The following is a 26,137-nucleotide window of genomic DNA, read 5'->3' on the forward strand; positions in this document are numbered from 1 at the left end:
CACCGCTGCCGCACCCGGCGCGGGAACGGTCAGCGGAACGCCGGGTACAGCGGCAGTTCGAGGTCCGGGCCGAACCGCCCGTCGAGCGCGCGGGCGACGGCCCCGGCATGGGCGGCGACAGCGGCGCCGTCGGCCGGATCACCAGCACGGCCCACGTGGTCGGCGAGGTCGCGCCACCACGTGGCGAGTGCGGCCGCGCGCGCCGTGGCCGTGCCGGGCTCGTGACCACGTGCGCGATCGCCGTTGTCACGGGTCTCGCCGGACGCGCGCTCCGCGCCGGCGAGCGCGGGCAGCCACCGGCACGTCGCCTCCCACACGAGCAGCTGTGCGGCGTCGGCGAGATATCGGTCGAGCGTGTCGTCCTCGGCCAGCGACGGCCACAGGTCGGCCACCTCGGCGCGCCACGACGTGATCATCGCCTCGCTGACACCCGGAGGCAGGGCCAGCGGCTCGGGGCCGGACACGAACGGCACCAGCATGTGTGCCGCGTCGACGAGCGCACTGCGCACGCGTCCCCGTTCGAAGTCGAGGAACCGCACGCCCTCGCCGGTGACGAGGTTGTTGTCGGGCCAGAGGTCCACCGGGCTGAACGCGCGGAACGCCGCCGACCGCGCCTGCTCCGCGGCGCGCTGCGCCGCGGCGACGACGTCGGGTGGCGTGTCGATGCCGAGCGTCTCCCCGAGCAGCGCGGGTGCCTCGCCCGCGGCATCCGCGGGCTCGCACGCCGCTGGCGCGACGGCTGCCGTGGCCGCGACGGGCGGCGCGGACTGTTCCGACTGGCCCGAGCCCGATCCGGCCTTGCCGAGCCTTCGGAGCAGGGCGTTGAAGTCCGCCTCGCGGTTGGCCGTGCTGAAGTGCATCCGGCCCAGCGACCGTGCCCAGGACAGCAGGGCGGTTTCCGCCGCGCGGGCGTCGGATCCGCTCAGCTTGTCCTGCAGCGTCGGCGCCCGGCCCAGGTCGTCGATCACGAGCAGCCGATGGTCCGCACTGTGCGCGAGGATCTCCGGGCAGGTGCGGTCGTCGGCCGACAGCGCCGTGAACAGCTGGTAGCTGGCCGCCTCCCGGGCGAACGCGTCGTCCTCGCCCTCGCCCGGTTCGTCGGGATAGTGCTTGATGACGAGCGTGCGGGGCAGGGAGAACGGCGAGGACGCCACCCGGGCGCGCACCACCGTCGCGGGGCCGCTCCCGGCGAGGTCCTCGGCGTCGACCAGGGAGATCGTGCTGCCGAATCGCTGCGCGAGAACCGCCTCCGCAGCCGTCACCGCGGCCATGGCGGTATCACTGGAGGAAGAGTCCGCTCCTGCGCCGACGGTCGAATCGTCAGCGGGAGGGGTGTCCACAGTCATTGGCTCCGACCCTACTAGTGCGACGGGAACAGTGACCACAATCAGATGACCGCAATCCGCGCCACACGGCGACATTCGACCGTGCGGCCCATGCGGCGTCACGTCGCGAACGGTCGCGGAGCCCACCCGCGTCCCCCGACTGCCGGAACGCTCGCTCCGCAGCCGCCCACGACCGCGTGCGCTACTGGGCGGCCCCGTGCTCGGCGGGCTGCGCCGGTTTGGCGGGTTTCGCGTCGACGCCCGCCTCCTTCCGCTGCTGCGCGGTGATCGGCGCGGGCGCGCTGGTCAACGGGTCGAATCCGCCGCCTGTCTTCGGGAACGCGATGACATCGCGCAGCGAGTCGGCACCCGCAAGCAGCATCACGATGCGGTCCCAGCCGAACGCGATGCCGCCGTGCGGCGGCGGGCCGTACTGGAACGCGTCGAGCAGGAATCCGAACTTCTCCTGCGCGTCCTCCTCCGAGATGCCCATGACCTGAAACACGCGGCGCTGCACGTCCCCGCGGTGGATACGAATCGAACCGCCGCCGATCTCGTTGCCGTTGCAGACGAGGTCGTAGGCGTAGGCGAGGGCGTTTCCGGGGTCGCTGTCGAACGTGTCGACCCACTCGGGCTTCGGCGAGGTGAACGCGTGATGCAGGGCCGTCCACTGGCCGGTGCCGACCGCGACGTCGTCGGTCTCGTCGGCCGACTCGAACATCGGGGCGTCGACGATCCACACGAACGACCAGGCGTTCTCGTCGACGAGGTCGAGCCGGTCGGCGATCTCGCCGCGCGCCGCACCGAGCAGGGCGCGCGCACTGTTCGGCGGGCCCGCGGCGAAGAAGATGCAGTCGCCGGGGTTCGCCCCGACGGCGTCGGCCAGGCCGGCCTTCTCCTCGTCGGAGATGTTCTTGGCCACCGGTCCCGACAGCGTGCCGTCCTCGCCCACCAGGACGTACGCGAGGCCCTTGTGCCCGCGCTGCTTGGCCCACTCCTGCCAGGCGTCGAGCGTGCGCCGCGGCTGGTCGGCACCGCCGGGCATGACGACCGCACCGACGTAGGGCGCCTGGAACACGCGGAACGGCGTGTTCGCGAAGAATTCGGTCAGCTCGGTCAGTTCCAGGCCGAACCGCAGGTCGGGCTTGTCCGAGCCGTACTTGGACATCGCCTCGGCGTAGCTCATCCGACGGAACGTCTCGGGCAGCTCGACGTCGATCAGCGTCCACAGCTCGCGGACGATCTTCTCGCCGAGCGCGATCACGTCGTCCTGCTCGACGAAGCTCATCTCGATGTCGAGCTGCGTGAACTCGGGCTGCCGGTCGGCGCGGAAGTCCTCGTCGCGGTAGCACCGGGCGATCTGGAAGTAGCGCTCCAGCCCGCCGACCATCAGCAGCTGCTTGAACAGCTGGGGCGACTGCGGCAGGGCGTACCAGGAGCCGGGCCGCAGCCGGGCGGGCACGAGGAAGTCCCGGGCACCCTCGGGCGTCGACCGTGTCATGGTGGGCGTCTCGACCTCGACGAAGTCCGCATCGTGCAGCACGTTCCGCGCGACGCGGTTGACGTCGCTGCGCAGCCGCATGTTGCGGGCCTGACCGTCGCGGCGCAGGTCGAGGTAACGGTGCTTGAGCCGCACCTCCTCGCCGACGTCGAGGCGCTCGTCCACCGGGAACGGCAGCGGCGCCGCCTCCGACAGCACCTCGAGGTCGTTGACGTACACCTCGAGGTCGCCGGTCGTGATCTCCGGGTTCTCGTTGCCCTCCGGGCGCTTGGACACCTCGCCGGTGACCTTGACGCAGTACTCGGCCCGCAGGTTGTGCGCGCGCTCGGCCATCTCGCCCTCGCGGAACACGATCTGGGCGACGCCGCTGGCGTCCCGCAGATCGACGAAGATCACCCCGCCGTGATCGCGCCGCCTGGCCACCCAGCCGGTCAGGGTGACGGTCTGGCCAACGTGCTCGGCACGCAGCGTGCCGGCGTCGTGAGTGCGAAGCACTGCGCAGGGTCCTCTCGGAAAGCGAAAGATACAGTCGGACGGAGTCGGACGGCGGCGATACCGCCGACGGCCCAGGTTAACGAACCGCCCGTGGCGCATCGCCACCAGGTTTCCCGCCCGCCGTCGGCCTCACCCGGTTGTCACGCCGTGTCTCGTCCCGGCTCCGGGACCTGGCACCCGGCCCGCCGCGCCCGCCCGCGAGGATGTCCCCGTGCCCCGCGACTTCTCCGACGACGACACGGGCCCGGTCCTGCCCGAACCGATCCCGCCCCACGAGGGGCCCGGCGCCGACGGCCCCGGGCCCGGGCCGCGTGTCCGGCGCGGGGCGGGTCCCGCTGACGAGCGGCGGCGGGCACGCCGGCCCGGGACGGACGGCAGCCCGCCCGGCCGGGGAACCGACGACGGCAGGGCACCCGCGGATCGGCCCGTACGCGGCAGGCGGCCCGGTGACCCGGGCTCCCGCCCGGCGCCTCGACGCGAGCCGCGCGCACGTCCCGATGTCCGCGACGCCGCCGACGGGCGCGACCCCGCCCACGCGCGGTCGCGCCGCGAGCCCGGCCGGGAGACCGGTCCGCGGCGCACAGGCACCGCACGGCCCGCCGACAGGCCGGAGAGGTCGGGCGGCCGCACCCACTCCGGCGAGCAGACCCCGTCGACCGGAGCCACAGCCGCAGCCGGACACGGACACGGACACGGACACGGACACGAGCCTGCGGCACCGGCCTCGCGCCGGGTACGGACCCTGCTGATCTCCCTGCTCGCGCCGTTCGCCCTCGCCGCACTGGCCGGCGTCGTGCTGCTGTATCCGTGGGGCGAGCCGGACGTCAGCGGCTACGCCGTGGGTGAGCCGGTCCACGGCGACGTGATCTCCTCCGAACTGGGCCCGTGTCTGTCCCCGGGCCAGGTACAGGTCGGCGACCCGGGTCAGGGCGGGCCGTGCCAGCAGATCGAGATCAGGCTCACCGACGGGCCCGCCGACGGCCGCACGATCACCCAGAGCCTGCCAGCGGGACAGGGCAATCCGCGGTTCGCCGCGGGCGATGCGGTCGTGCTGTCCTACAGCGGCGCCGACGCGCAGGCCGGATCGTCCTACCAGGTTCAGGACTTCCAGCGCAGTCTGCCGCTCGCACTGCTGGCGGGCCTGTTCGCACTCGCCGTCGTGGTGTTGGGCCGGTGGCGGGGTGTCGCGGCGCTCGGCGCACTGGCCGTCACCGCGGTGATCATCGGACTGTTCGTGCTGCCGTCGATCCTCCACGGCGGGGACCCGCTGCTCGTGGCGATCGCCGGCGCCGGGCTCATCATGTTCGTCGCGCTCTACACGACCCACGGCTTCTCGGCGCGCACGTCGGCCGCAGTACTCGGGACGATGGTGAGCCTGTCGCTCATCGGACTGATCGCCGCGGTGTTCGCCGGCGCCGCACGCCTGACCGGCCTCGACGAGAGCACGTCCACCCTGATCGGGTCGCTCGGGCACGGCATCGACGCGCGCGGCCTGCTGCTGGCGGGGATCGTCATCGGCGCGCTCGGTGTGCTCGACGACGTGACGGTCACCCAGGCGAGCGCCGTCTGGGAACTGCACCGCGTGAACCCGCGGCAGTCGTGGCGGGAGCTGTACGGCGCCGCGCTGCGGATCGGGCGCGCCCACGTCGGGTCGGCCGTCAACACGCTGGTCATGGCGTACGCGGGTGCGGCGCTGCCCGCGCTGCTGCTGGCGTCGCTGTCCGACGTCGGGCTGGGGTCGATCCTGACGTCGCAGGAGCTGGCCTCCGAGATCGTGCGCACGCTCGCGGGCAGCATCGGGATCATCGCGGCGGTGCCGGTGACAACGCTGCTCGCCGCGGTGATCGTGGTGCGGGAGGAGAACCCCGTCGTCCCCGCGGCCGACGACCGCGCCGATTCCCCCGCCCCCTGTCCGGCCGATCCCGCCGACGCGGGCCGGGCGGACGTGGGCGACGAGTCCGGGGACCCGCCGGGCGACGGTGCCACCGCCGCCGACGTCGCGGAGGGCCGCGGAGCTCCGCCCCGTCGCATCACTCCAGCGACGCGACGAACCGACTCACCGCCTCCATCGTGAACCGCTGCGCGAGTTTGCCCTGCGGCGCGAGCGAGGCGATGCGGTACAGCGGCCGATCCGCCGCCCCGTCGCCGCGCGCCTCTGACCGCAGCTGCGCCACCAGCAGTTCGGAGAAGACGAGCCCGTTGGCCTCGATGTTGTCGGCCAGCGCGTCCGCGAGCCTGCGGAGCGCCAGTATGCCGAGCTCCCGGCCACCGGTGCCGGCGTAGATCGCGAGGTCGACCTTCACGGCCTTGTTCGATTCCGACGTCACGAGCAGGCTCACGGTGCGCGATCCCCGCACATCGCTGAGCAGCAGCTCGATCCGCGACGCGGTGACCAGGTCCACGCGGCGGCTGCCGAAGCTGCGCATGACCACGGTCCTGCCGTCGAGCCACACCTGCCGCCGCGCGTTGGAGGCCACCACGAATCCCAGTGCCGCGGCGACGATCACGGCGACCACCAGCCCCGGGCCGAGGCCGCCGATCAGGCCCGCCACCCCGCCGAACGCCGCGGCGAACAGCAGGACACCCACGAGGCCCGCGGCGGCGCGCTTGCGCCGGAGCTTCCCGTCCTGGCCGTGGAGCACGATCCGCTCCGGGTCGTGGCCGCCTCCTGCGGACCGGCCCGCGCCGACCGGCCCGCCGGCGTTCCCGGCGTCACCGCCGTCGTCGGCCTTCCCGCCGCTGTCGCCACCGGTGACGTCCGGCAGGTCGGGGTCGGTCGGCTCCGGTTCGTTCATGATCGCCTCTCTCCGGCAGCTGCCGGCCCACGTGGCGGGAGGGCCGGACCCCGGCCCTGCCCTCCGCTCTCGTCCGTATCGCCCCGCTCGGCGTGGCCGCCGCCCGTATCGCCCCGCTCCGCGTGGCGGGGAGCCGCGGTGCCACGCCCCTCCGCGGCCAGCCAGGGGTTCGACGTCTTCTCCTGTCCCATGGTCGTACTCGGCCCGTGGCCCGGCAGCAGGACCGTGTCGTCGGGGAGCGTCGCCGTCAGCCGCGCCAGCGACCGGCGCAGCGCCGTAGGATCCCCGCCGGGCAGGTCCGTGCGGCCCGCCGAACCGGGCAGCAGGGTGTCGCCGGTGAGGGCGATCTGTCCGCCCTCCCCGGTGGCCAGGCGGAACACTGTCGAACCGGCCGTGTGGCCGGGTGTGTGCAGCGCCTCGATGCGCAGTCCGGCCAGTTCCAGCACCGGTTCCGGATCGCCGTCGGCACCGAGTTCCCGTACCGCGTCCGGTTCGAGCCACGGGCGGTGGCCGAGCCCGGCCGCGAGTTCGTCGTTCAGCCCCAGCCACGGTCTGCTCAACAGCCGGCGGTCCTCGGGTCGGATCCAGACGGGAAGGTCGTAGGCCCGGGCGGTCTCGGCGGCCGCGTGGACATGGTCCGGATGACCGTGGGTGGCGAGGATCGCGGCGGGTGTCAGACGGTGCTCGGAGACCACCCGGTCAAGTGGCGCACCCGCGTCCTCACCGGGGTCGACGATCACGCACGCCCGGTCCGGACCTGGTGCGAGCAGGTAGCAGTTCGCCTGGAACGTCCCGGCCGGGAATCCTGCGACCAGCACGTTCCCACCTCCGCATCCGCGACCCGCCCAGCCTAGCGGCCCCTCTACCGGGGTCTTACAGACCGTGCCCATAGACTGCCGCCAGCCAACACGTGGGTGAACGAGGAGGCCAGGTGGGGACCAACCAGCAGCGCCGGGAGGCAGCGAAGCGCAAGCTGGAACGGCAGCTCGCTCGCAGGGCCGAACGTGCGAAACGACGCAAGATCATCGGCATCGGGGCGGCCGTCGGCGTCGTCGTCGTGGCTGCGGGACTGATCGTGGTGTTCACCGGCCAGGACGACGACCAGGGCGCGGCGAACGCACAGGGCGAGGCGAGTTCGAGCGCGGCACCGTCGGAGGACGTGTCCATCCCCAGCCAGCGGGTCGAACCGCCCGAACGCAGCAAGCCGCTGCCGAATCCCACCGACTGCAAGTACCCCGAGAACGGTGAGGCCGCCAAGCAGGTCGAGCCGCCGAACGGCCAGAACGTCTCGTCCCGGGGCACGGTCGATGTCACGCTGTCCTCCACCGCGGGCGACATCCCGGTCACGCTCGACCGCTCGCTGGCGCCGTGCGCGGTCAACAGCTTCGAGAACCTCGTCGAGCAGGACTACTACACCGACACCACGTGCCACCGGCTCGGCACCCAGGGCCTGCAGATGCTGCAGTGCGGCGACCCGACGGGTCAGGGTTCGGGCGGCCCGGGCTACACCTTCGCCGACGAGACGTTCCAGCAGCTGAAGTACGGCCGCGGCGTCCTCGCGATGGCCAACGCAGGGCCCGACACCAACGGCAGCCAGTTCTTCATGGTCTACGGCCAGGCGGAGCTCCCGCCGGACTACACGGTGTTCGGCACCATCTCCGACGAGGGCCTGAAGGTGTTGGACAAGGTCGCGAAGGCGGGGCACGACGGGTCGCTCGACCCCTCCCCCGGCGGCGGCAAGCCGAACACCGAGGTCCGCTTCACCGACGTGAGCGTCGCCGGCTGACGGTCCCGGCCTCCCTCACTCGCGCGAGCCGGTGCCGGGAGGCGGGGCCGTCGCGGCACCGGCCACGTTCGGCCTCACGCTCACCGGTGGGTGAAGTTCGGGGCCCTGCGTTCGAGGAACGCCGCCACTCCCTCGGCGTAGTCCGCGCCGCGGGCCGCCTCGTCACGCAGCGCGTGCACCTCGTCGTCCGGTTCGGTCAGGCCCGCGGCGATCTTCCCGATGATGCGGTTCATGCCGCGTACCGACGTCTGCGACCGTGAGCACAGCGTGGCCGCGAACTCTCCCGTCTGCCTCTCGAGGTCGTCGAACACGTCGGTGACGAGGCCGATCTCCCGGGCCCGGGTGGCGTCGACGAGGTTTCCGGACAGCAGCAGATAGCGCGCCTGGGCCGGTCCGACGAGCTCGGTGAGCAACCGGGTCGATTCGAAGTGGTAGACGATGCCGAGCTTGGCGGGCGTGATGCCGAACCGGGATCCCGGCGCCGCGAAGCGCAGATCGCAGGCCACCGAGAGCTGGCAACCGCCGCCGATGCAGTTGCCGCGAATCATGGCGATGCTCGGCTTGGCCATCCCGGCCAGCGCGTCGACGGCGGCGTCCACGGCCTTGTCGTACGCCGCGACACCCTCCGGAGTGGACCGCAGATCCCGGAACTCCCCGATGTCCGCCCCGGCCGAGAAGTGCTCGCCCTCCCCGCTCAGGACCAGCACCGTCACCGCAGGATCGGCCTCGACGCCGGCGACGATCTCCGGGATCGCCGACCACATCTCGTGAGTGATCGCGTTCATCTTGGCCGGCCTGGTCAGCGTCAGCCGGGCGAGGTCGCCGTCGCGCGTGAGGTCGATTCCGTCCGTCATGGACGGTAAGGCTAGAAGCCTGCGGCCTGCTCAGGCCGCCGACGTGACCCGGTACACGTCGTAAACGCCCTCGACGTTCCGCACGACCTTGAGCACGTGCCCGAGGTGCTTCGGATCGCCCATCTCGAACGTGAACTTGCTGACGGCCACGCGGTCGTTCGACGTGGTGACCGATGCGGACAGGATGTTCACCTTCTCGTCGGCGAGCACCTTCGTCACGTCCGACAGCAACCGGTGCCGGTCGAGCGCCTCGACCTGGATGGCGACGAGGAACACCGACGATTCCGAGGGCGCCCACTCGACGTCGACGAGCCGCTCGGGCTGGCTCCGCAGGTCGTCGGCATTGGTGCAGTCGGTGCGGTGCACGCTCACGCCGCCGCCGCGGGTCACGAACCCGAGGATCTCGTCGCCGGGCACCGGGGTGCAGCAGCGGGCGAGCTTGGTCCACACGTCACTGGCGTCGGGCACGACCACGCCGACGTCACCCGAACCGCGCCGCCGCGTCACCGTCGACGGCGTCGCCCGCTCGGCGAGTTCCTCCTCGGCCTCGTCGACACCGCCGATGAGGGCCGTGAGCCGCTGCACGACATGCTGGGCGCTGGTGTGCTTCTCCCCCACGGCGGCGTACAGCGCGCTGATGTCGTTGTAGCGCAGCTCCTTGGCGACCGCGCTCATCGAATCGGCCGACACCAGGCGCTGGATCGGCAGTCCGACCTTGCGGACCTCCTTGGTGATGGCCTCCTTGCCCGATTCGACGGCCTCGTCGCGGCGTTCCTTCGCGAACCACTGCCGGATCTTGGCGCGGGCCTTCGGCGAACCGGCGAACTGCAGCCAGTCGCGGCTCGGCCCGGCGCCCTCGGCCTTGGACGTGAAGATCTCGACGACCTCGCCGTTCTCGAGCTTGCGCTCCAACGCGACGAGCCTGCCGTTGACGCGGGCGCCGATGCAGCGGTGGCCGACCTCGGTGTGCACCGCGTAGGCGAAGTCGACCGGCGTCGAGCCGACGGGCAGCGTGATCACGTCGCCCTTCGGCGTGAACACGAAGATCTCGCGGGTGGCGAGGTCGTAGCGCAGCGATTCGAGGAACTCGCCGGGGTCGGCGGCCTCCCGCTGCCAGTCGAGGAGCTGGCGCATCCAGGCCATCTCGTCGACGTCGACGGTGTTGCCGCCGTGGGTGCCCCGTGTCTCCTTGTACCGCCAGTGCGCCGCGATACCGTACTCGGCCGTGCGGTGCATCTCGTGGGTACGGATCTGCACCTCGAGCGGCTTGCCGTCCGGCCCGATCACCGTGGTGTGCAGCGACTGGTACACGCCGAACCGCGGCTGGGCGATGTAGTCCTTGAACCGGCCGGGCATCGGCTGCCACAACGCGTGCACGACGCCCATGGCCGCGTAGCAGTCGCGGACGTCGTCGACCATGATGCGCACGCCCACCAGGTCGTGGATGTCGTCGAGCTCGCGGCCACGGACGATCATCTTCTGGTGGATCGAGTAGTAGTGCTTCGGCCTGCCCTCGACCTTCGCTGCCACCCGGGACGCCTCGAGGTGCGAGTTCAGCTCGTTGATGACCCCGCGCAGATACGTGTCGCGGGACGGAGCGCGGTCGGCGACCAGCCGCACGATCTCGTCGTACTTCTTGGGATGCAGGATCGCGAACGCCAGGTCCTCGAGTTCCCACTTCACCGTCGACATGCCCAGCCGGTGCGCGAGCGGGGCGAGGACCTCGAGCGTCTCCTTCGCCTTGCGGGACTGCTTCTCCGGCGGCAGGAACCGCATCGTGCGCATGTTGTGCAGCCGGTCCGCCAACTTGATCACCAGCACCCGCGGGTCGCGGGCCATCGCGATGACCATCTTGCGGATCGTCTCGGCCTCCGCCGCCGTGCCGAGCTTGACCTTGTCCAGTTTGGTGACGCCGTCGACGAGCTGGGAGACCTTGTCGCCGAAGTCGCTGCCGAGCTGGTCCAGCGAGTAGCCGGTGTCCTCGACCGTGTCGTGCAGCAACGCCGCGACGAGCGTCGTGGTGTCCATCCCGAGTTCGGCCAGGATCGTCGCCACGGCCAGCGGGTGGGTGATGTACGGGTCGCCCGACTTGCGCCGCTGGTCGCGGTGCAGATGTTCGGCGACGTCGTAGGCGCGTTGCAGCAGGCCGAGGTCGGCACTCGGGTGCAGTTCGCGGTGGATGGCCGCCAGCGGCTCGAGGACCTGTTTGACGGGCGCGGCGCGCTGCGCGGTGATGCGCCGCGCGAGCCGCGCTCGGACGCGCCGCGTCGGGGACGGTGCCCGCGTGGCCCCGGGGTGCGGGTTCCCGCGGGAGGCCGCGGTGGCTTCCGTGTTCGCGGAAGCGGTCGTGTCGTGATCGGACGTGGGAGCCTGGCCCGACGACGTACCGTCGGGTGCCGCGGAGGTCCCGGTGGACGTGGGGCCGTTCCCGGCCGGTGCCGCATCGTCTGCCGGGGCAGCATCGCCTGCCGGGGCAGCGTCACGGCCCTGCGTCCGCGCGGGGCCGTCGCCGTCGTTCGACCGGGCTGCCACGGAATCGAGCTCTTGGCTCACCCGTACCTCCAGCTCATCGCGCGGGGGTGCCTATCCCTTCAGGGTAGACCCCGGTGCGAAGCGGTCGGCGCGGCGGCGTTCACGACGGGTTCACGGTCCGGCTGCGGACCGGATCCCGCCTGGTCACGCGAACAGGCGGGATCCGGCCCGCGCGGTCACACGGTTTTCAGCACGTGCAGCGGCGCGTCGCCGAGCCGCTCACGACCGCCGAGTGCGGCCAGTTCGAGCACCACCGCCACCGATCGCACCTCCGCGCCGGCTTCCGCGAGCAGCGACTGCGTCGCCGCGACCGTGCCGCCGGTGGCGAGGATGTCGTCGACGACAGCCACGCGCGCCCCGGGCCGGATCGCGTCGGCGGGCAGTTCGAGGGTCGCCGTGCCGTATTCGAGGTCGTAGTCGACGCTGCCGCCGACCGACGGCAGCTTGCCCGCCTTGCGCACGAGCGTCACGCCGACACCCTTGGCGTAGGCGACGGCCGCGGCGAGCACGAACCCGCGGGCCTCGACCGCCGCCAGCTGCTCGACGTCACCGACCGCCTCGGCCAGCGCGTCGATCACCGTGGCGAAAGCCTTCGGGTCACCGAACAACGGGGTCAGGTCGCGGAAGACCACTCCGGGCTCCGGGAAGTCGGGCAGTTCGGCGATCAGCCCGAGAGCCTCGTCGAGGGTCATGAGCGCTTCCTCTTTCCGGTCGGCGAGCCCTTGCCCGCCGTACTCTTCCCGGTCGGCGTGCCCGAGCGCCGCGGCCGCTGGTCGCGCCCACGGTTGCGGTCGCGGGCCTTCTGGTTGCGGGCCGGTACGGACGCCGCGGCGGCGACCGCCTTCTCCTTGCGCAGCTCACTCTCGAGCTGGGCGTCGTCGCCCGGGTCGAAGTAGTCGTCCGGGTCGACGCCGTCGGCCTCGCCCTCGGCCTGCGCTGCGCGTGCCCGCTCCTCGCGGCGCTCGGCCACGCGCTCGGCCTGCTCGCGGTACTTGGGTTCTCGCATCTTGAACGTCACGAGCAGCGGGGTGGCCAGCAGCACCGACGAGACGACACCGGCGAGCATGCCGGTCAGCTGCACCAGCGCCAGGTCCTGCAGCGTGCCGGTACCGAGCAGGATGTAGCCGATCACCATGAGGCCGAGCACCGGCAGCAGCGCGATGACCGACGTGTTGATCGACCGCATCAGCGTCTGGTTGAGAGCCAGGTTGGCGGCTTCTGCGTAGGTGCGCCGGGTCAGGTTGAGCAGCCCGCGGGTGTTCTCCTTCACCTTGTCGAACACCACAACGGTGTCGTACAGCGAGAATCCGAGGATCGTCAGCAGACCGATCACGGTCGCAGGCGTCACCTCGAAACCAACCAGCGAGTACACACCCGCCGTCACGACGACGTCGTGCAGCAGCGCGAGCATCGCCGCCACGGCCATCCACTTCTCGAAGTAGATGATCAGGAAGACTGTCACCAGCACCAGGAACACCGCCAGCGCGACGAGCGCCTGCTGGGAGATCTCGCCACCCCACGACGCACTGACCGCGCTGTCACTGATCACCGATCCACTGGGCTGACCGTTCGCCGCCAGCGGTTGGAACTCATCGAACAGTGCACGCTTGACGTCGACAACCTGGCCCGAGTCCAGTGTGCTCGTGCGCACCTGGATGGTGGCGGACCTGCCGACACCGACGACCTGTGCTTCCGAGGCGGCGACACCGCTTGCCTCGCTGACGACGTCGCTGGCCTCGTCCTCATCGATCGGTCCGGCCGCGCCCCGGGCGGGCAGCTGGATCTGTGTGCCGCCTTCGAACTCGATGCCCAGGTTGAAGCCCTTGACCCCGAGTGAGCCGATGCACACCAGGATCAGCAGCCCGAACGCGACGAACCAGCGCTTACGGTGACCGACGATGTCGAACGCGCCGGTACCGGTGTAGAGCCGCTGGAACACCGACGTCTTCTCGCCGCCGGAACCGGCCGTCTCGGCAGCCGACGTGGTCTTGGTGTCGTCCTCGGACACGTCAGGCTCCCTTCGTCTTCGTGGCGGCCTTCGTCTGGCCGACGTGGACACCGCCGCGCCGCTGGCTGCCGAGTCGCTGCACGGTCCCGAGCCCGGAGAGCTTCGGACTCGACAGCGTCTTCGACCGCGACACCATCGCTACCAGCGGATGGGTCACGAGGAACACCACTATCAGGTCGAGCACGGTCGACATGCCGAGCGTGAACGCGAATCCGCGGACCTCACCGACCGCCAGTGCGTACAGCACCCCCGCGCAGAGGAACATGATCGCGTCGGAGGCGAGGATCGTGCGCCGGGCACGGATCCACCCTCGCGGCACCGCCGACCGGAACGACTTGCCCTCGCGCATCTCGTCCTTCAACCGTTCGAAATAGACGACGAACGAGTCCGCGGTGACACCGATGGCGATGATGAATCCGGCCACTCCCGCGAGATCGAGGGTGAATCCGATCCAGCGGCCGAGCAGCACCAGCACGCCGTAGACGATCGCAGCGGACAATGCCAATGACAGGACCGTCAGCACGCCGAGCATCCGGTAGTAGATGAGGCAGTAGACGAACACGAGCGCGATACCGACCGCACCGGCGATCAAACCTGCTTCGAGAGAGGCGAGACCGAGCGTCGGCGACACCGTCGTGGCGTCGGACGATTCGAACGACAGCGGGAGCGAGCCGTATTTGAGAATGTCGGCGAGGTTTTGCGCCTCTTCCTCCGTGAATTCGCCGCTGATCTGCGTCTGGCCGTTCGGAATCGGCTCGTTGATCGTCGGTGCCGACACCACCCGAGTGTCGAGTACGAAGGCGGCGTTGGCGCCGGTGTTCTGCGCGGTGTAGTCCGCCCAGGTGCTCGTTCCCTGTCCCTTGAACTGCAGGTTCACGAGCCAACCACCCTGCTGTGGGTTGAACTGGGCCGAGGCGTCCTCGATCTGTGTGCCTTGGAGGAACACCGGGCTCAGCACATACTTCTCGGTGCCCTCTTCGTTACACGTGACCAGGGGCCGATCCGGCTCGTCGTTGCCCACCAGCGGATCGTTGGGCGAGCAGGTCACGCTCGCCATTGCCTGCTGTTGCAGCTGCTGAGCCTGCTGGGACGCCCCCTGCTGAGGGTTGCGGCCGGGATCCAGCGCCGGGTTCTGACGGACCTGCTTCGCCTCGCGGATCTCACGGGCGATTTCCTCTTCCGACTGCGGCTGGCTGCCACCGCCGCCCTGGGGACTGCCCTCGACATCCGGGGAACCCTGGCCCTGTTGCCCCTGCCCGCCTTGACCGTTTTGGCCCTGCTGGCCTTGCTGGCCCTGTTGACCTTGCCCGCCTTGACCGTTTTGGCCCTGTTGGCCTTGCTGCACCGGCTGAGCATTGATCACCGTGCGGAAGCCGAGCTTGGCGGTCCGGCCCAGGTTCTTGGCCTGTTGACCCTCCTCGCCCGGAACCGTGATCACGACGTTGTTCCCGTCGAGCACCACCTCCGCGCCGCTGACCCCGATGCCGTTCACACGGGTCTCGATGATCTGGCGGGCCTGGTCGAGCTGTTCCTGCGACGGCTCCTGACCGTCGGGAGTGCGTGCGGTCAAGGTGACCCGGGTGCCGCCCTGCAGATCGATCCCCAGTTTCGGGGTCGGCTCGCGGTCACCGGTGAAGAACACCAGTGAATAGAGCGCGACGACGATGAGGACGAAAATGCTCAGATAGCGTCCCGGGCGGATCGTCCCGGCCGGTGGTGCCACGTCGGTGGTTCTCCTCGAAGATGTTCAGCGGCTTGCGATGAGTCCGAAAATGCGCAGCGCTCCACGTGGACCGACCGAAAGGCGGTTCAACGCGAACGCACGCAGCACCGAGACACTACTCGGCGCTGCGTGAACGCTGCGTGCAAAGCCGCGAATTCATTGCCGCCGATCCGATGAAGAACCGACGGACGTCGCGGGCTCGCTGCCTTACTTCTTGTGCTCGAGCGGCTCGGCGACCTGGGCCGTCGTCACGGACTCGGACTCGGAGTCGGACGTGGTGGTGGCCTGCTCGTCGGCGGCCTCTTCGACGGAGTCCTCGTCCTCGTCCTCGGCCGCCACCGGGTCGATGCGCTCGCGGATGGCCTGACGCAGCCAGGTCGTCACGATGCCGTCGGCGATCTCGAGGTCGATCGTGCTCTCGTCCGTCGCGTCGGCAACCGTCGCGTACATGCCGGACGTGGTCATCACACGGTCGCCGGGGGCAAGGCTGCTCTGCAGCTCCTGCTGCTGCGCAGCCATCTTCTTCTGCTTGCGCGTGCCCATGATCAGCGGGACCGCGAGCACGAGCATGAGCAGGAGCGGCAGCAAAAGGCCTTCCATGGTTCTCCATTCGCCGGACGTCTCTCCGCCTTGCGGTACGTCCACGTTTGTCTGGATGTGCTCTTTCGAGTGTGCCAGGTAACGCCGCCCGAACGGGCGGCCCCCTGCCACCGCACCCCGGCAACGTTTCAGTCGAACAGGGTCGGCGCACCGGCGTCAACCCCGGCCGCATCCGACGGCGGCGCCAGGCCGAGGTGCTCCCAGGCGGCCGCCGTAGCGATCCGGCCGCGCGGGGTACGGGCGAGCATACCGGCACGTACGAGATACGGCTCACAGACCTCTTCCACGGTCGTCGGCTCCTCGCCGACCGCCACCGCGAGGGTCGACACGCCGACCGGACCGCCGCCGAACGACCGCACGAGCGCGCCGAGCACCTCCCTGTCGAGCCGGTCGAGGCCGAGCTCGTCGACGTCGTACACCTCGAGCGCCGCCCGCACGACCGGCAGCGTCGCCTGACCGTCCGCGCGCACCTCGGCGTAGTCGCGGACCCGGCGCAGCAGCCGGTTCGCGATCCGCGGCGTGCCGCGGGACCGGTGGGCGATCTCGGCACGGCCCGCGTCGTCGATCGTGATGCCCAGCAGCGCGGCGGAACGTTCGATCACGTGGCCGAGTTCGTCGGGCGTGTAGAACTCCATCTGCCCGGTGAAACCGAATCGGTCCCGCAGTGGCCCGGTGAGCGCCCCCGAGCGCGTGGTCGCGCCGACCAGCGTGAACGGTGCGACCTCGAGCGGGATGCTGGTCGCTCCGGGCCCCTTGCCGACGACGACGTCGACGCGGAAGTCCTCCATGGCGAGGTACAGCATCTCCTCGGCGGGCCGTGCGATGCGGTGGATCTCGTCGATGAACAGCACGTCGCCCTCGGCGAGGTTGGACAGCATCGCGGCGAGGTCGCCCGCCCGTTCCAGTGCGGGGCCGGAGGTGATGCGGATCGCCGCGCCGAGTTCCGCGGCGACGATCATCGCCAGGCTCGTCTTGCCCAGGCCGGGCGGGCCGGACAGCAGCACGTGGTCCGGGGGCACGCCCCGTCTCCTCGCACTTTCGAGGACCAGTTCGAGCTGCTCGCGCACGCGCGGCTGGCCGACGAAGTCGCCGAGCTTCTTCGGCCGCAGCGCCGTCTCGACCTCGCGGTCGCCCGCCTGTGGGAACGCCGAGAGCGCCGCCTCCGCGGCCGCGTCGGCGAACCCGGCCGCCGGGCCGTCCTCGAAGCCCGCATCGCCGAAGTCGGTCATGTCGTCATCGTGCATGGCGACCGGTCAGCGTTTCGTGCCGAGGGTGGTGAGCGCAGCGCGGAGCAGGGCGGACGTGTCCGCGCCCGCGTCGTCGGCGGCGACCTTCTCCACGGCCTGCTCGGATTGCTTCTGCGCGAACCCGAGACCGACGAGCGCCTCGACGACCTCGGCCCGCGCCGCACCGTCGTCCTGCCGAGCACCGGCCACGCCGGCGGCCGGATCCCCTGCGAGCACCTTGTCGCGCAGTTCGAGCGTGAGGCGTTCGGCGCCCTTGCGGCCGATTCCGGGCACCTGCGTCAGCGTCGTGATGTTGCCGTCGGCCAACGCGGTGCGGAGCTGGTCCGGGTCGAGCACGGCCAGCGCCGCCAGCGCCAACCGCGGACCGATGCCCGACACGGTCTGCAGAAGGGCGAACAGGTCGCGCGCCTCGGTGTCGGCGAAGCCGAACAGGGTCAGCGAGTCCTCCCGCACCACCAGCGACGTCGCGAGCCGGGCCTCGTCGCCGCGGCGGAGCGTCGCCAGCGTCGCGGGCGTGGCCTGCACCGCGAGGCCCACTCCGCCGACCTCGACGACCGCGTGGTCGAGACCGATCGACAGGACCTCACCTTTCACCGAGGAGATCACCGGCGCGTGTTCCTTCCGCTGTTCGTGTCGTCGGCGGCCCGCCGGGCCCTGTCCTTCGCCGCCGCGGCGAGTTTCGCCTTGTGGGCGCGCGCCAGCTGCGCGGCCTTCTCCTCCGCCGCCGCCAGGCGTTCGCGCATCGGTTCCCGCCACAGGTGGCAGATCGCCAGCGCTAGCGCGTCCGCGGCGTCGGCGGGTTTCGGTTGCGACTCGAGCTTCAGCAGCCGTGTGACCATGCCGGTGACCTGTGCCTTGTCGGCTCGGCCCGACCCGGTCACCGCGGCCTTCACCTCGCTCGGGGTGTGGAACACGACCGGCAACCCGCGCCGCGCCGCGTTCAGCGCCACCACACCGCCCGCCTGCGCGGTGCCCATCACCGTGCGCACGTTGTGCTGGCTGAACACCCGTTCGACGGCGACCGCCTCGGGACGGTGGACGTCGAGCCAATGCTCGACCGCGTCGGAGATCCGCAGCAGCCGCGTCGCCAGCTCGGCGTCGGCGGGCGTGCGCACCACGTCGACGGCCACGCACGTCACCGACCGGCCGAGCCCGCCGTCGACGACACCGAGACCGCACCGGGTCAGCCCGGGATCCACACCGAGCACGCGCACCTGTCTCCCCCTGTCCGGGAACATCCGTTCGAGCCGTCACAGTACCGCCCGCCCGGCGGAGGGCCCGACAGGCGCGCCGGACCCACGCGCCCGCAGGCGTAGCCCGCGTCGCCGGCGATCAGGGGCCGTCGACGCCGGGGGTCCAGCTCTCGGGCCTGCCGCTCTCGGTGAGCACCGGCTGCCACGAGGCGAACCCCTCGGGCGCGGCCTCGGCCCACGGCCAGTGGCCGTCGGGGGTCGGCACGATGATCTGCAGTGCGGGGAAGTCACCCTCGGGATAGACCACGAACGCGCTGCCGAAGAACTCCGGGTAGTGGCCCGCGTTGACCCGTTCGAAGGTGACGGGCACACCGTCGAAGAAGTCGCGGTACAACTCGCCGCAGCGGAACTCCTCGCCCGTGGCCGCGCGGTCGACGTAGGCGTCCAGCAGCACCGGCGCCAGCTCCGCGGGCAGTCCTATCACGACGGCCTCAGGGATGCCGTGCATCGCCCAGGCGCACACGGTGAAGGCGTAGCCGGCGCCGCGTTCGTCGGCCGCCACGCTGATCACCGCGTTGCCACGCCGTTCGGCCTCGGCGACGATCCACTCCCGGAGCTCGTCGTCGGGGTCGGCGGTGTTCGCGGAATCCGGCGTCTCGACACTCACGGCGTGCATTCTGCCCCATCCCCCGCGGCGGATCCCACCGCCCGCGCCGCGCGAGTACACATCCCCGTACACGGCGACGGCGCCCTGCGGCGGCAGTATCGCCCGCCACCGCCGGGCGCCGTGATTCCGAAACGCCTGTGGGCCCGAAACGCCCGTGGTTCCGGGCGCCGTAGGGCCGGTACGGTCAGGCGGTCGCCTCGGCCATCACTTCGTCGGAGACGTCGAAGTTGGTGTAGACGTTCTGCACGTCGTCGCAGTCCTCGAGCGCGTCGATCAGCCGGAAGACCTTCTTGGCGCCCTCGACGTCGAGCGGCACGTTCACCGACGGCTGGAAGCTCAGCTCGGCGGACTCGTAGTCGTAACCGGCTTCCTGCACCGCCGTGCGCACCGCGACCAGGTCGCCGGGCTCGCAGACGATCTCGAAGCTCTCGCCGAGGTCGTTGACCTCTTCGGCACCCGCGTCCAGCACCGCCATGAGCACGTCGTCCTCGGACTTGTCGCCCTTGTTCATGAGCACGATGCCCTTGCGGGTGAACAGGTACGCCACCGAGCCCGGGTCCGCCAGCGAACCGCCGTTGCGGCTGAGCGCGGTACGCACCTCGCCGGCGGCGCGGTTCTTGTTGTCGGTGAGGCACTCGATGAGCACGGCGACACCGTTCGAGCCGTAGCCCTCGTACGTGATCTCCTGCCAGTCCGCGCCGCCGGCCTCTTCACCGGCGCCGCGCTTGCGCGCGCGCTCGACGTTGTCGGCGGGGACCGAGTTCTTCTTCGCCTTCTGGATGGCGTCGAACAGCGTCGGGTTCGCGTCCGGGTCGCCCCCGCCCGTACGCGCAGCGACCTCGATGTTCTTGATCAGCTTCGCGAACAGCTTGCCACGCTTGGCGTCGAGGGCGGCCTTCTTGTGCTTGGTGGTGGCCCACTTGGAGTGGCCGCTCATCTCTCCTCCAGATCTACGTCTTCTTCCGCGATGCCCACCAGCAGCCGGTGCACCCGGTCGTCCCCGGTGAGCTCGGGGTGGAACGCCGTTGCGAGCACCCTGCCCTGACGGACGGCGACGATCCTATCGGCCGCGTCCCCGGCCTCCGCGGTGTGCGGCACTCTGGCCAGCACCTCCACGTCCTCACCCGCCTTCTCGACCCACGGCGCGCGGATGAAGACGGCGTGCACGGGCTCGTCCCCGGCGCCGGCGACGGCGAGGTCGGCCTCGAACGAGTCGACCTGCCTGCCGAAGGCGTTGCGCCGCACCACGACGTCGAGGGCATCGAGCTGTTCCTGGTCGGGCCTGCCGTCCAGGACCGTACGGGCCAGCAGGATCATGCCGGCACACGACCCGTACGCGGGCATGCCGGCGGCGAGCCGCTGCCGGACCGGTTCGAGCAACTCGAAGGTGACCAGCAGGCGCGACATCGTGGTCGATTCGCCGCCCGGCAGGACGAGGCCGTCCACGCGCGCCAGTTCGTCCGGCGTGCGCACCGGCACGGCCGTCGCACCTGCGCGCTCGAGCGCGGCGGCGTGCTCACGCACGTCGCCCTGCAGGGCTAACACGCCGATTGTCGGGCGGGCGTTCACGCGAGATCGTTCCTCCGGGCTCGTCGTTCCCGCGAGCGCCGCTCCGGGAGCGTCGCGGAGCCGGTGGCCTGCGGACCCGGCACGCGGACAGCGCCGGCGGTCGGCCGCTCGGGTTGGTCCGTCCAGGGTACTCACTCCGGCGCCACCGCCCGGCGAGTGTGGGCGGGTGCGCCTACGGCACGCCGAGCAGCCGGAGTCCCGCGGCGGTGGCCGCAGCGGCGAGGACGACGACCACGAACGGCGCTTTCCGCCACGCCAGCAGTCCACCCATCGCCACTCCGGCCGGCCGGGCCACGCCCGCGAAGCCGCCGTCCTCGAGCAGCGCCGACGTCGCGACGAGCGCCGCGAGCAGCACGACGGCGGCCGTCGCCATGAGGTGTTCGGCGCGGTCCGACAGCGTGACACGGCTGCGCAGTGCGGGGCCGGCGACGCGGAACGCGAACGTGCCTGCGCCCAGAACGACGGTGGCGACGACGAGTACGAGCGGGCTGATCATGTGGCGTCCTCCGAGTGGGACCGGGGCGCGGCAGAACGATCGCGGGCACCGTCGCGTGGTTCGTCCGGGGTTCCGCCGAGGGTGACGAGCACGCCCGCGAGGGCCAGCAGTACGGGCACGCCCGCGGGCAGCAGCGGTGACGTGGCGAGGGCGACGACCACGCCCACAACGACGGCGAGTCGCGTCGAGCGGTCCTTCAGGGACGGCAGAACCAGGGCGAGCAGTACGGCGGGGAAGGCGGCGTCGAGTCCGAAGGCGTCGGTGTCGGAGATGACGGTGCCGCCGAAAGCGCCCGCCACGACCCCGACGTTCCAGCAGGCGAAGAGCCCGATGCCGCAGACCCAGAACGCCGTGCGGCGACGGTCGACGTCCCGCTGGGCCAGGGCGAAGGCGACCGTCTCGTCGATCATCAGGTGAGCGCCGACCGCCCGCCGCGCGAGTCCGCGCCCGAACACGTCGCCGATCGCGAACCCGAACGGCAGGTGCCGCGCGTTGACCAGCAGTCCGGCGAGCACGGCCGCGATCGGATTGCCGCCCGAGGCGATCAGGCCGACGAACATGAACTGCGCCGCGCCGGCGAACACGACGACGGACATGAGCATCGGCAGCCACAGCGGCAACCCCGACCCGACCGTGATCGCCCCGAAGGAGGCGCCGACGAGCCCGTCGGCGGCACAGACGAGCGCGATGTCGCGCAGTAGGCCGGGACCGAGCCGGATTGTTAGTGTTCGCCACATCGAACGCATCACCTGACATGGTGAACACCTCGGGTGCGTTCGTCAAGGCGAACAGTCGGACCGATGGAGCGAACATTGACGGAGACCGACCCCACGCAGCCCGCGCCGGAGCCCCCCGTGGACGCAGCGGACGGAACAGCACCCGAGGCGGCGGGGCCGCTGGCGCACATCGCCGCGGCACTCCGGCGGGAACGGCAGAAGGCCGGTCTGTCACTGACCGAACTGGCACGTCGCGCAGGCGTCGCGAAATCCACGCTGTCGCAGCTCGAATCCGCCGCGGGCAACCCGAGCGTCGAAACGCTCTGGGCGCTGAGCGTGGCGCTCGACGTTCCGTTCGCGCTGCTCGTCCAGCCCGCGCGGCCGCAGGTACAGCTCGTGCGCGCGGGTGAGGGCCCGCGGTTCGCCGCCGACCGCGCGGACTACCTGGCGACGGTGCTGTCCACCTGCCCCCCGAACGCGCGCCGCGACCTGTACCTGATCACCGCCGAACCCGGCCCGGCGCGTGAATCGGACCCGCACATGCCCGGGGTCGTCGAACACGTCGTCCTGAGCACAGGGCGCGCCCTCGTGGGACCGAGCGACGACCCCGCCGAACTCGCACCCGGTGACTACATCGCCTATCCCGGCGACCTCCCGCACGTGTTCGAAGCACTCGACCCCGGCACCACCGCCGTCCTCGTCTCCGAGCACACCTGAACACGCACCCGACGGTTCACGCCCGCACTGTACGGCGGAGCGGCTCCGCACTCACCAGCCGCGTTCGGCGAGACGGTGCGGTTCGGGGACGTCGTCGACGTTGATGCCGACCATCGCGTCTCCGAGTCCGCGCGAGACCTTCGCGAGCATGTCCGGGTCGTCGTGGAAGGTGGTGGCCTTGACGATCGCCTCGGCCCGCTTCGCCGGATCGCCCGACTTGAAGATGCCCGAGCCGACGAACACACCCTCGGCGCCGAGCTGCATCATCATCGCGGCGTCGGCGGGGGTCGCGATGCCGCCTGCGGTGAACAGCACGACCGGCAGCTTCCCGGTCGCCGCGACCTCCCGCACCAGCTCGTAGGGCGCCCGCCACTCCTTCGCGGCGACGTACAGTTCGTCCTCCGGCAGCGCCGCGAGTTTGCGCAGTTCGGCACGGATCTGCCGCATGTGCGTGGTCGCGTTGGACACGTCACCGGTGCCCGCCTCGCCCTTGGACCGGATCATGGCCGCGCCCTCGGTGATACGCCGCAACGCCTCGCCGAGGTCGGTCGCGCCGCACACGAACGGCACGGTGAACGCCCACTTGTCGATGTGGTTGGCGTAGTCCGCGGGTGTGAGCACCTCCGACTCGTCGACGTAGTCCACGCCCAGCGACTGCAGCACCCGAGCCTCGACGAAGTGACCGATCCTCGCTTTGGCCATCACCGGGATCGACACGGCGTCGACGATGCCGCCGATGAGGTCCGGGTCGCTCATCCGCGCGACACCGCCCTGGGCGCGGATGTCGGCGGGCACGCGTTCGAGCGCCATCACCGCGACGGCGCCCGCGTCCTCGGCGATCTTCGCCTGTTCCGGCGTGACCACGTCCATGATCACGCCACCTTTGAGCATCTCCGCCATCCCGCGCTTCACGCGGGCGGTGCCGGTCTCGGTGGCGGGCGGCTGGGAGGCGGACATCGACGTCGACACGAGGGAAACCTTTCGTCTGATCGGGTGGAACACCCTCAGCCTAGGCCGCATGTGGACCCTTCAAAGTGGCCAGTCCGCACCATTCTCGGAAGGCCACTCGAGTCGGTCAGCCACCTCGCCTTGCCGTCAGCTCCCGAGGGGTGTGTGATCGAGCACACAGGTGCCGGCAAGCCGCGAGGAGGCCGTGATGACCGAGAAGCAGAGCAAAGGAGGCGATGCGGGCGCCGTAGCGGTGGACGACCCGGCCCGGCTGCGCAACGTCGCGCTGGTCGGGCCGTCCGGCGCGGGCAAGACGACGCTCGCCGAAGCGCTCTTCGCCGTGGCGGGATCGCGCGGCCGCGCGTCGTCCGGCGACGCGGGGTCCGTCTTCGACCACGACCCGGTGGCCCTCCGCCAACAGCGTTCCGTGGGGCTCGCGGTAGCGCCGCTGCTGCACCGCACGGCCACACACGGAGAGGTGAAGATCAATCTCATCGACACCCCCGGATACGCCGATTTCGTGGGCGAACTGCGTGCCGGGCTGCGCGCGGCCGACGCCGCCCTGTTCGTCGTCTCGGCCGGCCACGGGGTGGACGCCGCGACCGTCGCGCTGTGGCAGGAGTGCGCCCGGATCGGCATGCCCCGCGGGGTCCTCGTTTCCCGCCTCGACCACGCCAGGGCGGACGTCGACGGCGAGATCGCCGCCTGCGCGGAGGCGTTCGGCGACGGGGTCCTGCCGCTCTACCTGCCCGCCCGCGACGGCACGGCGCTCGTCGGCCTGATCACCGGACGTCGCTACGACTACGCGAACGGACACCCGCCCGTCGTCGGGGATCCCGATCCGGCCGACCTCGACCGCCTCGCCACGGCACGGGACGAGCTCATCGAGGGAATCATCTCCGAGAGCGAAGACGAGTCCCTGATGGACCGCTACCTGGCCGGTGAGGACATCGCCGAGGAGACCCTCATCGCCGACCTCGAGACCGCCGTGTCCCGAGCCGCCTTCCACCCCGTGATCCCGGTGTGCGCCGAGACGGGGCTCGGACTCGCCGAGGTACTCGACGGCATCGCGGCCGCGTGTCCGTCACCGCTGGAACGCGCCGTCCCGCTCGCCGCCTCGCCGGAAGGAATCCCGCACCCGCGCCTCGCCCCCGACCCGGACGGTCCGCTCGCCGCGGAGGTCATCCGCACCACGGTCGACTCGTTCGTCGGCCGGGTGTCGCTGGCCCGGGTGTTCTCCGGCAGGCTGCGGCCCGACCGCCCGATCCACGTCTCGGGCCACGGCCTGGCCGACCGCGGCCACGCCGACCACGACGAGGACGAACGGCCCGCCCACCTCTACAGCCCGTTCGGCTCGGGCCTGCGCGAGGTCCCGTACGCGGTGGCGGGCGACATCTGCGCGCTCACCAAGATCTCCTCGGCCGAAACCGGCGACACACTGTCCACACCGGACGATCCGTTGCTCATCGCGCCGTGGGAGATGCCGGAACCGCAGCTGCCGATGGCGATCGTCGCCGCAGTCCGCAGCGACGAGGACGCGCTGGCCCGCAACCTCGGCAGGCTCGTCGCGGCCGATCCGACACTGCGGCTGGAACGCAACGCCGAGACCGGCCAGCTCGTCGTGTGGTGCACCGGCGAGGCGCACGCCGACGTCGTGCTGGCGCGGCTGTGCGACGGCGGCGCCGACGTGACCACCGAACCGGTGCGCATCCCGCTGCGGGAGACCTTCACCGGCGCGGCGACCGGCCACGGCAAGCACGTCAAACAGTCCGGCGGGCACGGCCAGTACGCCGTGTGCGACATCGAGGTCGAACCGCTCCCCCGTGGCACCGGCGTCGAGTTCGCCGACCGGGTCGTCGGCGGTGCCGTGCCGCACCAGTTCATCCCGAGTGTCGAGAAAGGAGTCCGGGCGCAGCTCGCGGCGGGCATCACCGACGGTCGTCCGATCGTCGACGTGCGCGTCACGCTCGTCGACGGCAAGGCTCACAGTGTCGACTCCTCCGACGCCGCGTTCCAGACCGCGGGCTCGCTCGCCGTGAAGGACGCCGCCACGGCGGGTCTCACGACGCTCGAACCGCTCGACGAGATCGAGGTTCGCCTACCGGACGGCCACCTCGGTGCGGTCCTGGGCGACCTCTCGTCCCGCCGCGGCCGGGTGCTCGGCACCGAAGCGCCCGGAGGAGGCATCACGGTGGTACGCGCCGAGGTGCCCGCCACCGAACTGCTCCGCTACGCGGTCGACCTGCGGTCCATCACCTCCGGGACGGCGACCTTCAGCCGGCACCACGCGCGCTACGACCCGGCGCCCGATCACACCGTCGCGATGCGGTGACGGTGTTCGCTGCCGCACGAGGAGTGTCAGAAGGAGAAGCCGCCGGCGCGCTCGTTGCGATCGGCGAGCAGACCGGCGAGAGTCGCGACGGCGATCTCCGGCGGGGTGCGGGATCCGATGTTCAGCCCGATGGGCCGGTGCACGCGGGCGATGTCGTCCTCGCTCACACCGAGCTCCCGCAGTGCGGCACGGTGCGGGCCCTCGTGCCGGGGGTTGCCCATGACGCCGACCCACCGCGCGGGCTGGGCGAGCGCGTCCCGCAACACCGGGCCGAGTTCGTCGCGGTGGTGGTCGGTGACGACGATGTCGGCCGTGCCGGGCGCATCCGACAGGTCCGGGACCTGCGTGGGTGCGTCCGCGACCCGTTTCGCGTCGGGTTCGACGAGCAGGGCCCGGAACCCGGCGTCCGCGGCGTAACGGAGCAGGTAGTCGGCCACCGGCGTGGCGAACACGGCGATCAGGGTGCGGGTGTCCCGGGCCGCGTCCCGTCTGCCGTGGGCGACGTCGCACGCGTCGGCGTCGGCGTCGGCGGAGGCGTCGGCTCCGCGCTCCGCCGTGTCGGGGTTCTCCGACGTCTCAGCTCTCTCGGGCGTGTCCGGCGCTTCCGGTGTCGTTGCCATACCCACCAGTGTG

24 protein-coding genes are annotated in these 26,137 nt (G+C 71.3%); 4 read left to right on the forward strand and 20 right to left on the reverse strand.

Annotation, left to right across the window (positions count from 1 at the left end; all coding sequences use genetic code 11):
• Positions 1–29: 29 nt before the first annotated feature.
• On the reverse strand, positions 30–1,346 hold the full coding sequence (locus FHS23_RS21060; protein ID WP_183658849.1) for a phosphotransferase: 1,317 nt from the start codon (positions 1,344–1,346) through the stop codon (positions 30–32).
• A 181-nt stretch (positions 1,347–1,527) separates the two neighbouring features.
• Positions 1,528–3,321, reverse strand: a complete 1,794-nt coding sequence (aspS, locus tag FHS23_RS21065) for an aspartate--tRNA ligase (RefSeq protein WP_183658852.1) — start codon at positions 3,319–3,321, stop codon at positions 1,528–1,530.
• Positions 3,322–3,532: 211 nt separating this feature from the next.
• Between aspS and FHS23_RS21070 the strand changes: the two genes are divergently transcribed.
• Complete coding sequence (locus FHS23_RS21070) at positions 3,533–5,395, forward strand: YibE/F family protein (RefSeq protein WP_343054149.1); 1,863 nt, start codon at positions 3,533–3,535, stop codon at positions 5,393–5,395.
• Here the strand turns inward: FHS23_RS21070 and FHS23_RS21075 are convergent.
• Positions 5,352–6,116 (reverse strand): hypothetical protein, encoded by a 765-nt coding sequence (locus tag FHS23_RS21075; RefSeq protein WP_246382549.1) that lies wholly within the window; start codon positions 6,114–6,116, stop codon positions 5,352–5,354. The two genes, FHS23_RS21070 and FHS23_RS21075, sit on opposite strands and share 44 nt — an antisense overlap.
• Positions 6,113–6,934: an MBL fold metallo-hydrolase gene (locus FHS23_RS21080; protein ID WP_183658854.1), complete on the reverse strand. Its 822-nt coding sequence runs from the start codon at positions 6,932–6,934 to the stop codon at positions 6,113–6,115. Before FHS23_RS21080 ends, FHS23_RS21075 begins: the two co-directional genes overlap by 4 nt.
• A 113-nt stretch (positions 6,935–7,047) precedes the next feature.
• On the opposite strand from FHS23_RS21080, the gene FHS23_RS21085 reads away from it, so the two are divergent.
• Positions 7,048–7,902 (forward strand): peptidylprolyl isomerase, encoded by an 855-nt coding sequence (locus FHS23_RS21085; protein ID WP_183658857.1) that lies wholly within the window; start codon positions 7,048–7,050, stop codon positions 7,900–7,902.
• A gap of 80 nt (positions 7,903–7,982) precedes the next feature.
• Here FHS23_RS21085 and FHS23_RS21090 read toward each other — a convergent pair whose 3' ends face one another.
• The 14 genes from FHS23_RS21090 to FHS23_RS21155 form a co-directional block, all read right to left on the reverse strand.
• Positions 7,983–8,756: an enoyl-CoA hydratase-related protein gene (locus FHS23_RS21090; RefSeq protein ID WP_183658859.1), complete on the reverse strand. Its 774-nt coding sequence runs from the start codon at positions 8,754–8,756 to the stop codon at positions 7,983–7,985.
• 30 nt (positions 8,757–8,786) lie between these two features.
• Positions 8,787–11,309, reverse strand: coding sequence for a RelA/SpoT family protein (locus FHS23_RS21095; protein ID WP_343054151.1), 2,523 nt, complete (start codon positions 11,307–11,309; stop codon positions 8,787–8,789).
• A 155-nt stretch (positions 11,310–11,464) separates the two neighbouring features.
• A complete protein-coding gene (locus FHS23_RS21100; RefSeq protein ID WP_183658861.1) occupies positions 11,465–11,980 on the reverse strand; it encodes an adenine phosphoribosyltransferase in 516 nt (171 codons plus the stop codon).
• Complete coding sequence (gene secF / locus FHS23_RS21105; protein WP_183658863.1) at positions 11,977–13,296, reverse strand: protein translocase subunit SecF; 1,320 nt, start codon at positions 13,294–13,296, stop codon at positions 11,977–11,979. The genes FHS23_RS21100 and secF overlap by 4 nt, the downstream gene beginning before the upstream one ends.
• A 1-nt stretch (position 13,297) precedes the next feature.
• On the reverse strand, positions 13,298–15,019 hold the full coding sequence (gene secD / locus FHS23_RS21110; RefSeq protein WP_183658865.1) for a protein translocase subunit SecD: 1,722 nt from the start codon (positions 15,017–15,019) through the stop codon (positions 13,298–13,300).
• A gap of 207 nt (positions 15,020–15,226) precedes the next feature.
• Positions 15,227–15,619 carry a preprotein translocase subunit YajC gene (yajC, locus tag FHS23_RS21115; protein WP_183658867.1) on the reverse strand — a complete coding sequence of 131 codons (393 nt, stop codon included), beginning with the start codon at positions 15,617–15,619 and terminating at the stop codon, positions 15,227–15,229.
• 128 nt (positions 15,620–15,747) lie between these two features.
• A complete protein-coding gene (gene ruvB / locus FHS23_RS21120; RefSeq protein ID WP_183658868.1) occupies positions 15,748–16,863 on the reverse strand; it encodes a Holliday junction branch migration DNA helicase RuvB in 1,116 nt (371 codons plus the stop codon).
• 9 nt (positions 16,864–16,872) lie between these two features.
• The gene (gene ruvA, locus FHS23_RS21125) at positions 16,873–17,472 is read right to left on the reverse strand and encodes a Holliday junction branch migration protein RuvA (protein WP_183658870.1); all 600 of its coding nucleotides are present in this window, start codon (positions 17,470–17,472) and stop codon (positions 16,873–16,875) included.
• Complete coding sequence (ruvC, locus tag FHS23_RS21130; RefSeq protein WP_183659007.1) at positions 17,469–18,080, reverse strand: crossover junction endodeoxyribonuclease RuvC; 612 nt, start codon at positions 18,078–18,080, stop codon at positions 17,469–17,471. Before ruvC ends, ruvA begins: the two co-directional genes overlap by 4 nt.
• A gap of 118 nt (positions 18,081–18,198) precedes the next feature.
• The gene (locus FHS23_RS21135) at positions 18,199–18,735 is read right to left on the reverse strand and encodes a DUF4262 domain-containing protein (RefSeq protein WP_183658872.1); all 537 of its coding nucleotides are present in this window, start codon (positions 18,733–18,735) and stop codon (positions 18,199–18,201) included.
• Between the two features lie 175 nt (positions 18,736–18,910).
• The gene (locus tag FHS23_RS21140) at positions 18,911–19,663 is read right to left on the reverse strand and encodes a YebC/PmpR family DNA-binding transcriptional regulator (RefSeq protein ID WP_183658874.1); all 753 of its coding nucleotides are present in this window, start codon (positions 19,661–19,663) and stop codon (positions 18,911–18,913) included.
• The gene (gene pdxT, locus FHS23_RS21145) at positions 19,660–20,295 is read right to left on the reverse strand and encodes a pyridoxal 5'-phosphate synthase glutaminase subunit PdxT (protein ID WP_183658876.1); all 636 of its coding nucleotides are present in this window, start codon (positions 20,293–20,295) and stop codon (positions 19,660–19,662) included. Before pdxT ends, FHS23_RS21140 begins: the two co-directional genes overlap by 4 nt.
• A gap of 172 nt (positions 20,296–20,467) precedes the next feature.
• The gene (locus tag FHS23_RS21150) at positions 20,468–20,791 is read right to left on the reverse strand and encodes an AzlD domain-containing protein (protein ID WP_183658878.1); all 324 of its coding nucleotides are present in this window, start codon (positions 20,789–20,791) and stop codon (positions 20,468–20,470) included.
• Positions 20,788–21,537 carry an AzlC family ABC transporter permease gene (locus FHS23_RS21155; RefSeq protein WP_183658880.1) on the reverse strand — a complete coding sequence of 250 codons (750 nt, stop codon included), beginning with the start codon at positions 21,535–21,537 and terminating at the stop codon, positions 20,788–20,790. The genes FHS23_RS21150 and FHS23_RS21155 overlap by 4 nt, the downstream gene beginning before the upstream one ends.
• 54 nt (positions 21,538–21,591) lie before the next feature.
• Between FHS23_RS21155 and FHS23_RS21160 the strand changes: the two genes are divergently transcribed.
• Positions 21,592–22,224, forward strand: a complete 633-nt coding sequence (locus tag FHS23_RS21160) for a helix-turn-helix domain-containing protein (RefSeq protein ID WP_183658882.1) — start codon at positions 21,592–21,594, stop codon at positions 22,222–22,224.
• A gap of 51 nt (positions 22,225–22,275) precedes the next feature.
• Here the strand turns inward: FHS23_RS21160 and pdxS are convergent, their stop codons facing one another.
• Positions 22,276–23,181: a pyridoxal 5'-phosphate synthase lyase subunit PdxS gene (pdxS, locus tag FHS23_RS21165; protein WP_183659009.1), complete on the reverse strand. Its 906-nt coding sequence runs from the start codon at positions 23,179–23,181 to the stop codon at positions 22,276–22,278.
• Positions 23,182–23,380: 199 nt separating this feature from the next.
• Between pdxS and FHS23_RS21170 the strand changes: the two genes are divergently transcribed.
• Positions 23,381–25,504: an elongation factor G-like protein EF-G2 gene (locus FHS23_RS21170; RefSeq protein WP_183658885.1), complete on the forward strand. Its 2,124-nt coding sequence runs from the start codon at positions 23,381–23,383 to the stop codon at positions 25,502–25,504.
• Positions 25,505–25,530: 26 nt separating this feature from the next.
• On the opposite strand, the gene FHS23_RS21175 is transcribed toward FHS23_RS21170, so the two are convergent.
• Complete coding sequence (locus FHS23_RS21175; protein WP_183658887.1) at positions 25,531–26,124, reverse strand: XdhC family protein; 594 nt, start codon at positions 26,122–26,124, stop codon at positions 25,531–25,533.
• Positions 26,125–26,137 lie beyond the last annotated feature (13 nt).

This window comes from Prauserella isguenensis (assembly GCF_014191605.1).
In the GTDB taxonomy this organism is placed as follows: Bacteria; Actinomycetota; Actinomycetes; order Mycobacteriales; family Pseudonocardiaceae; genus Prauserella; species Prauserella isguenensis.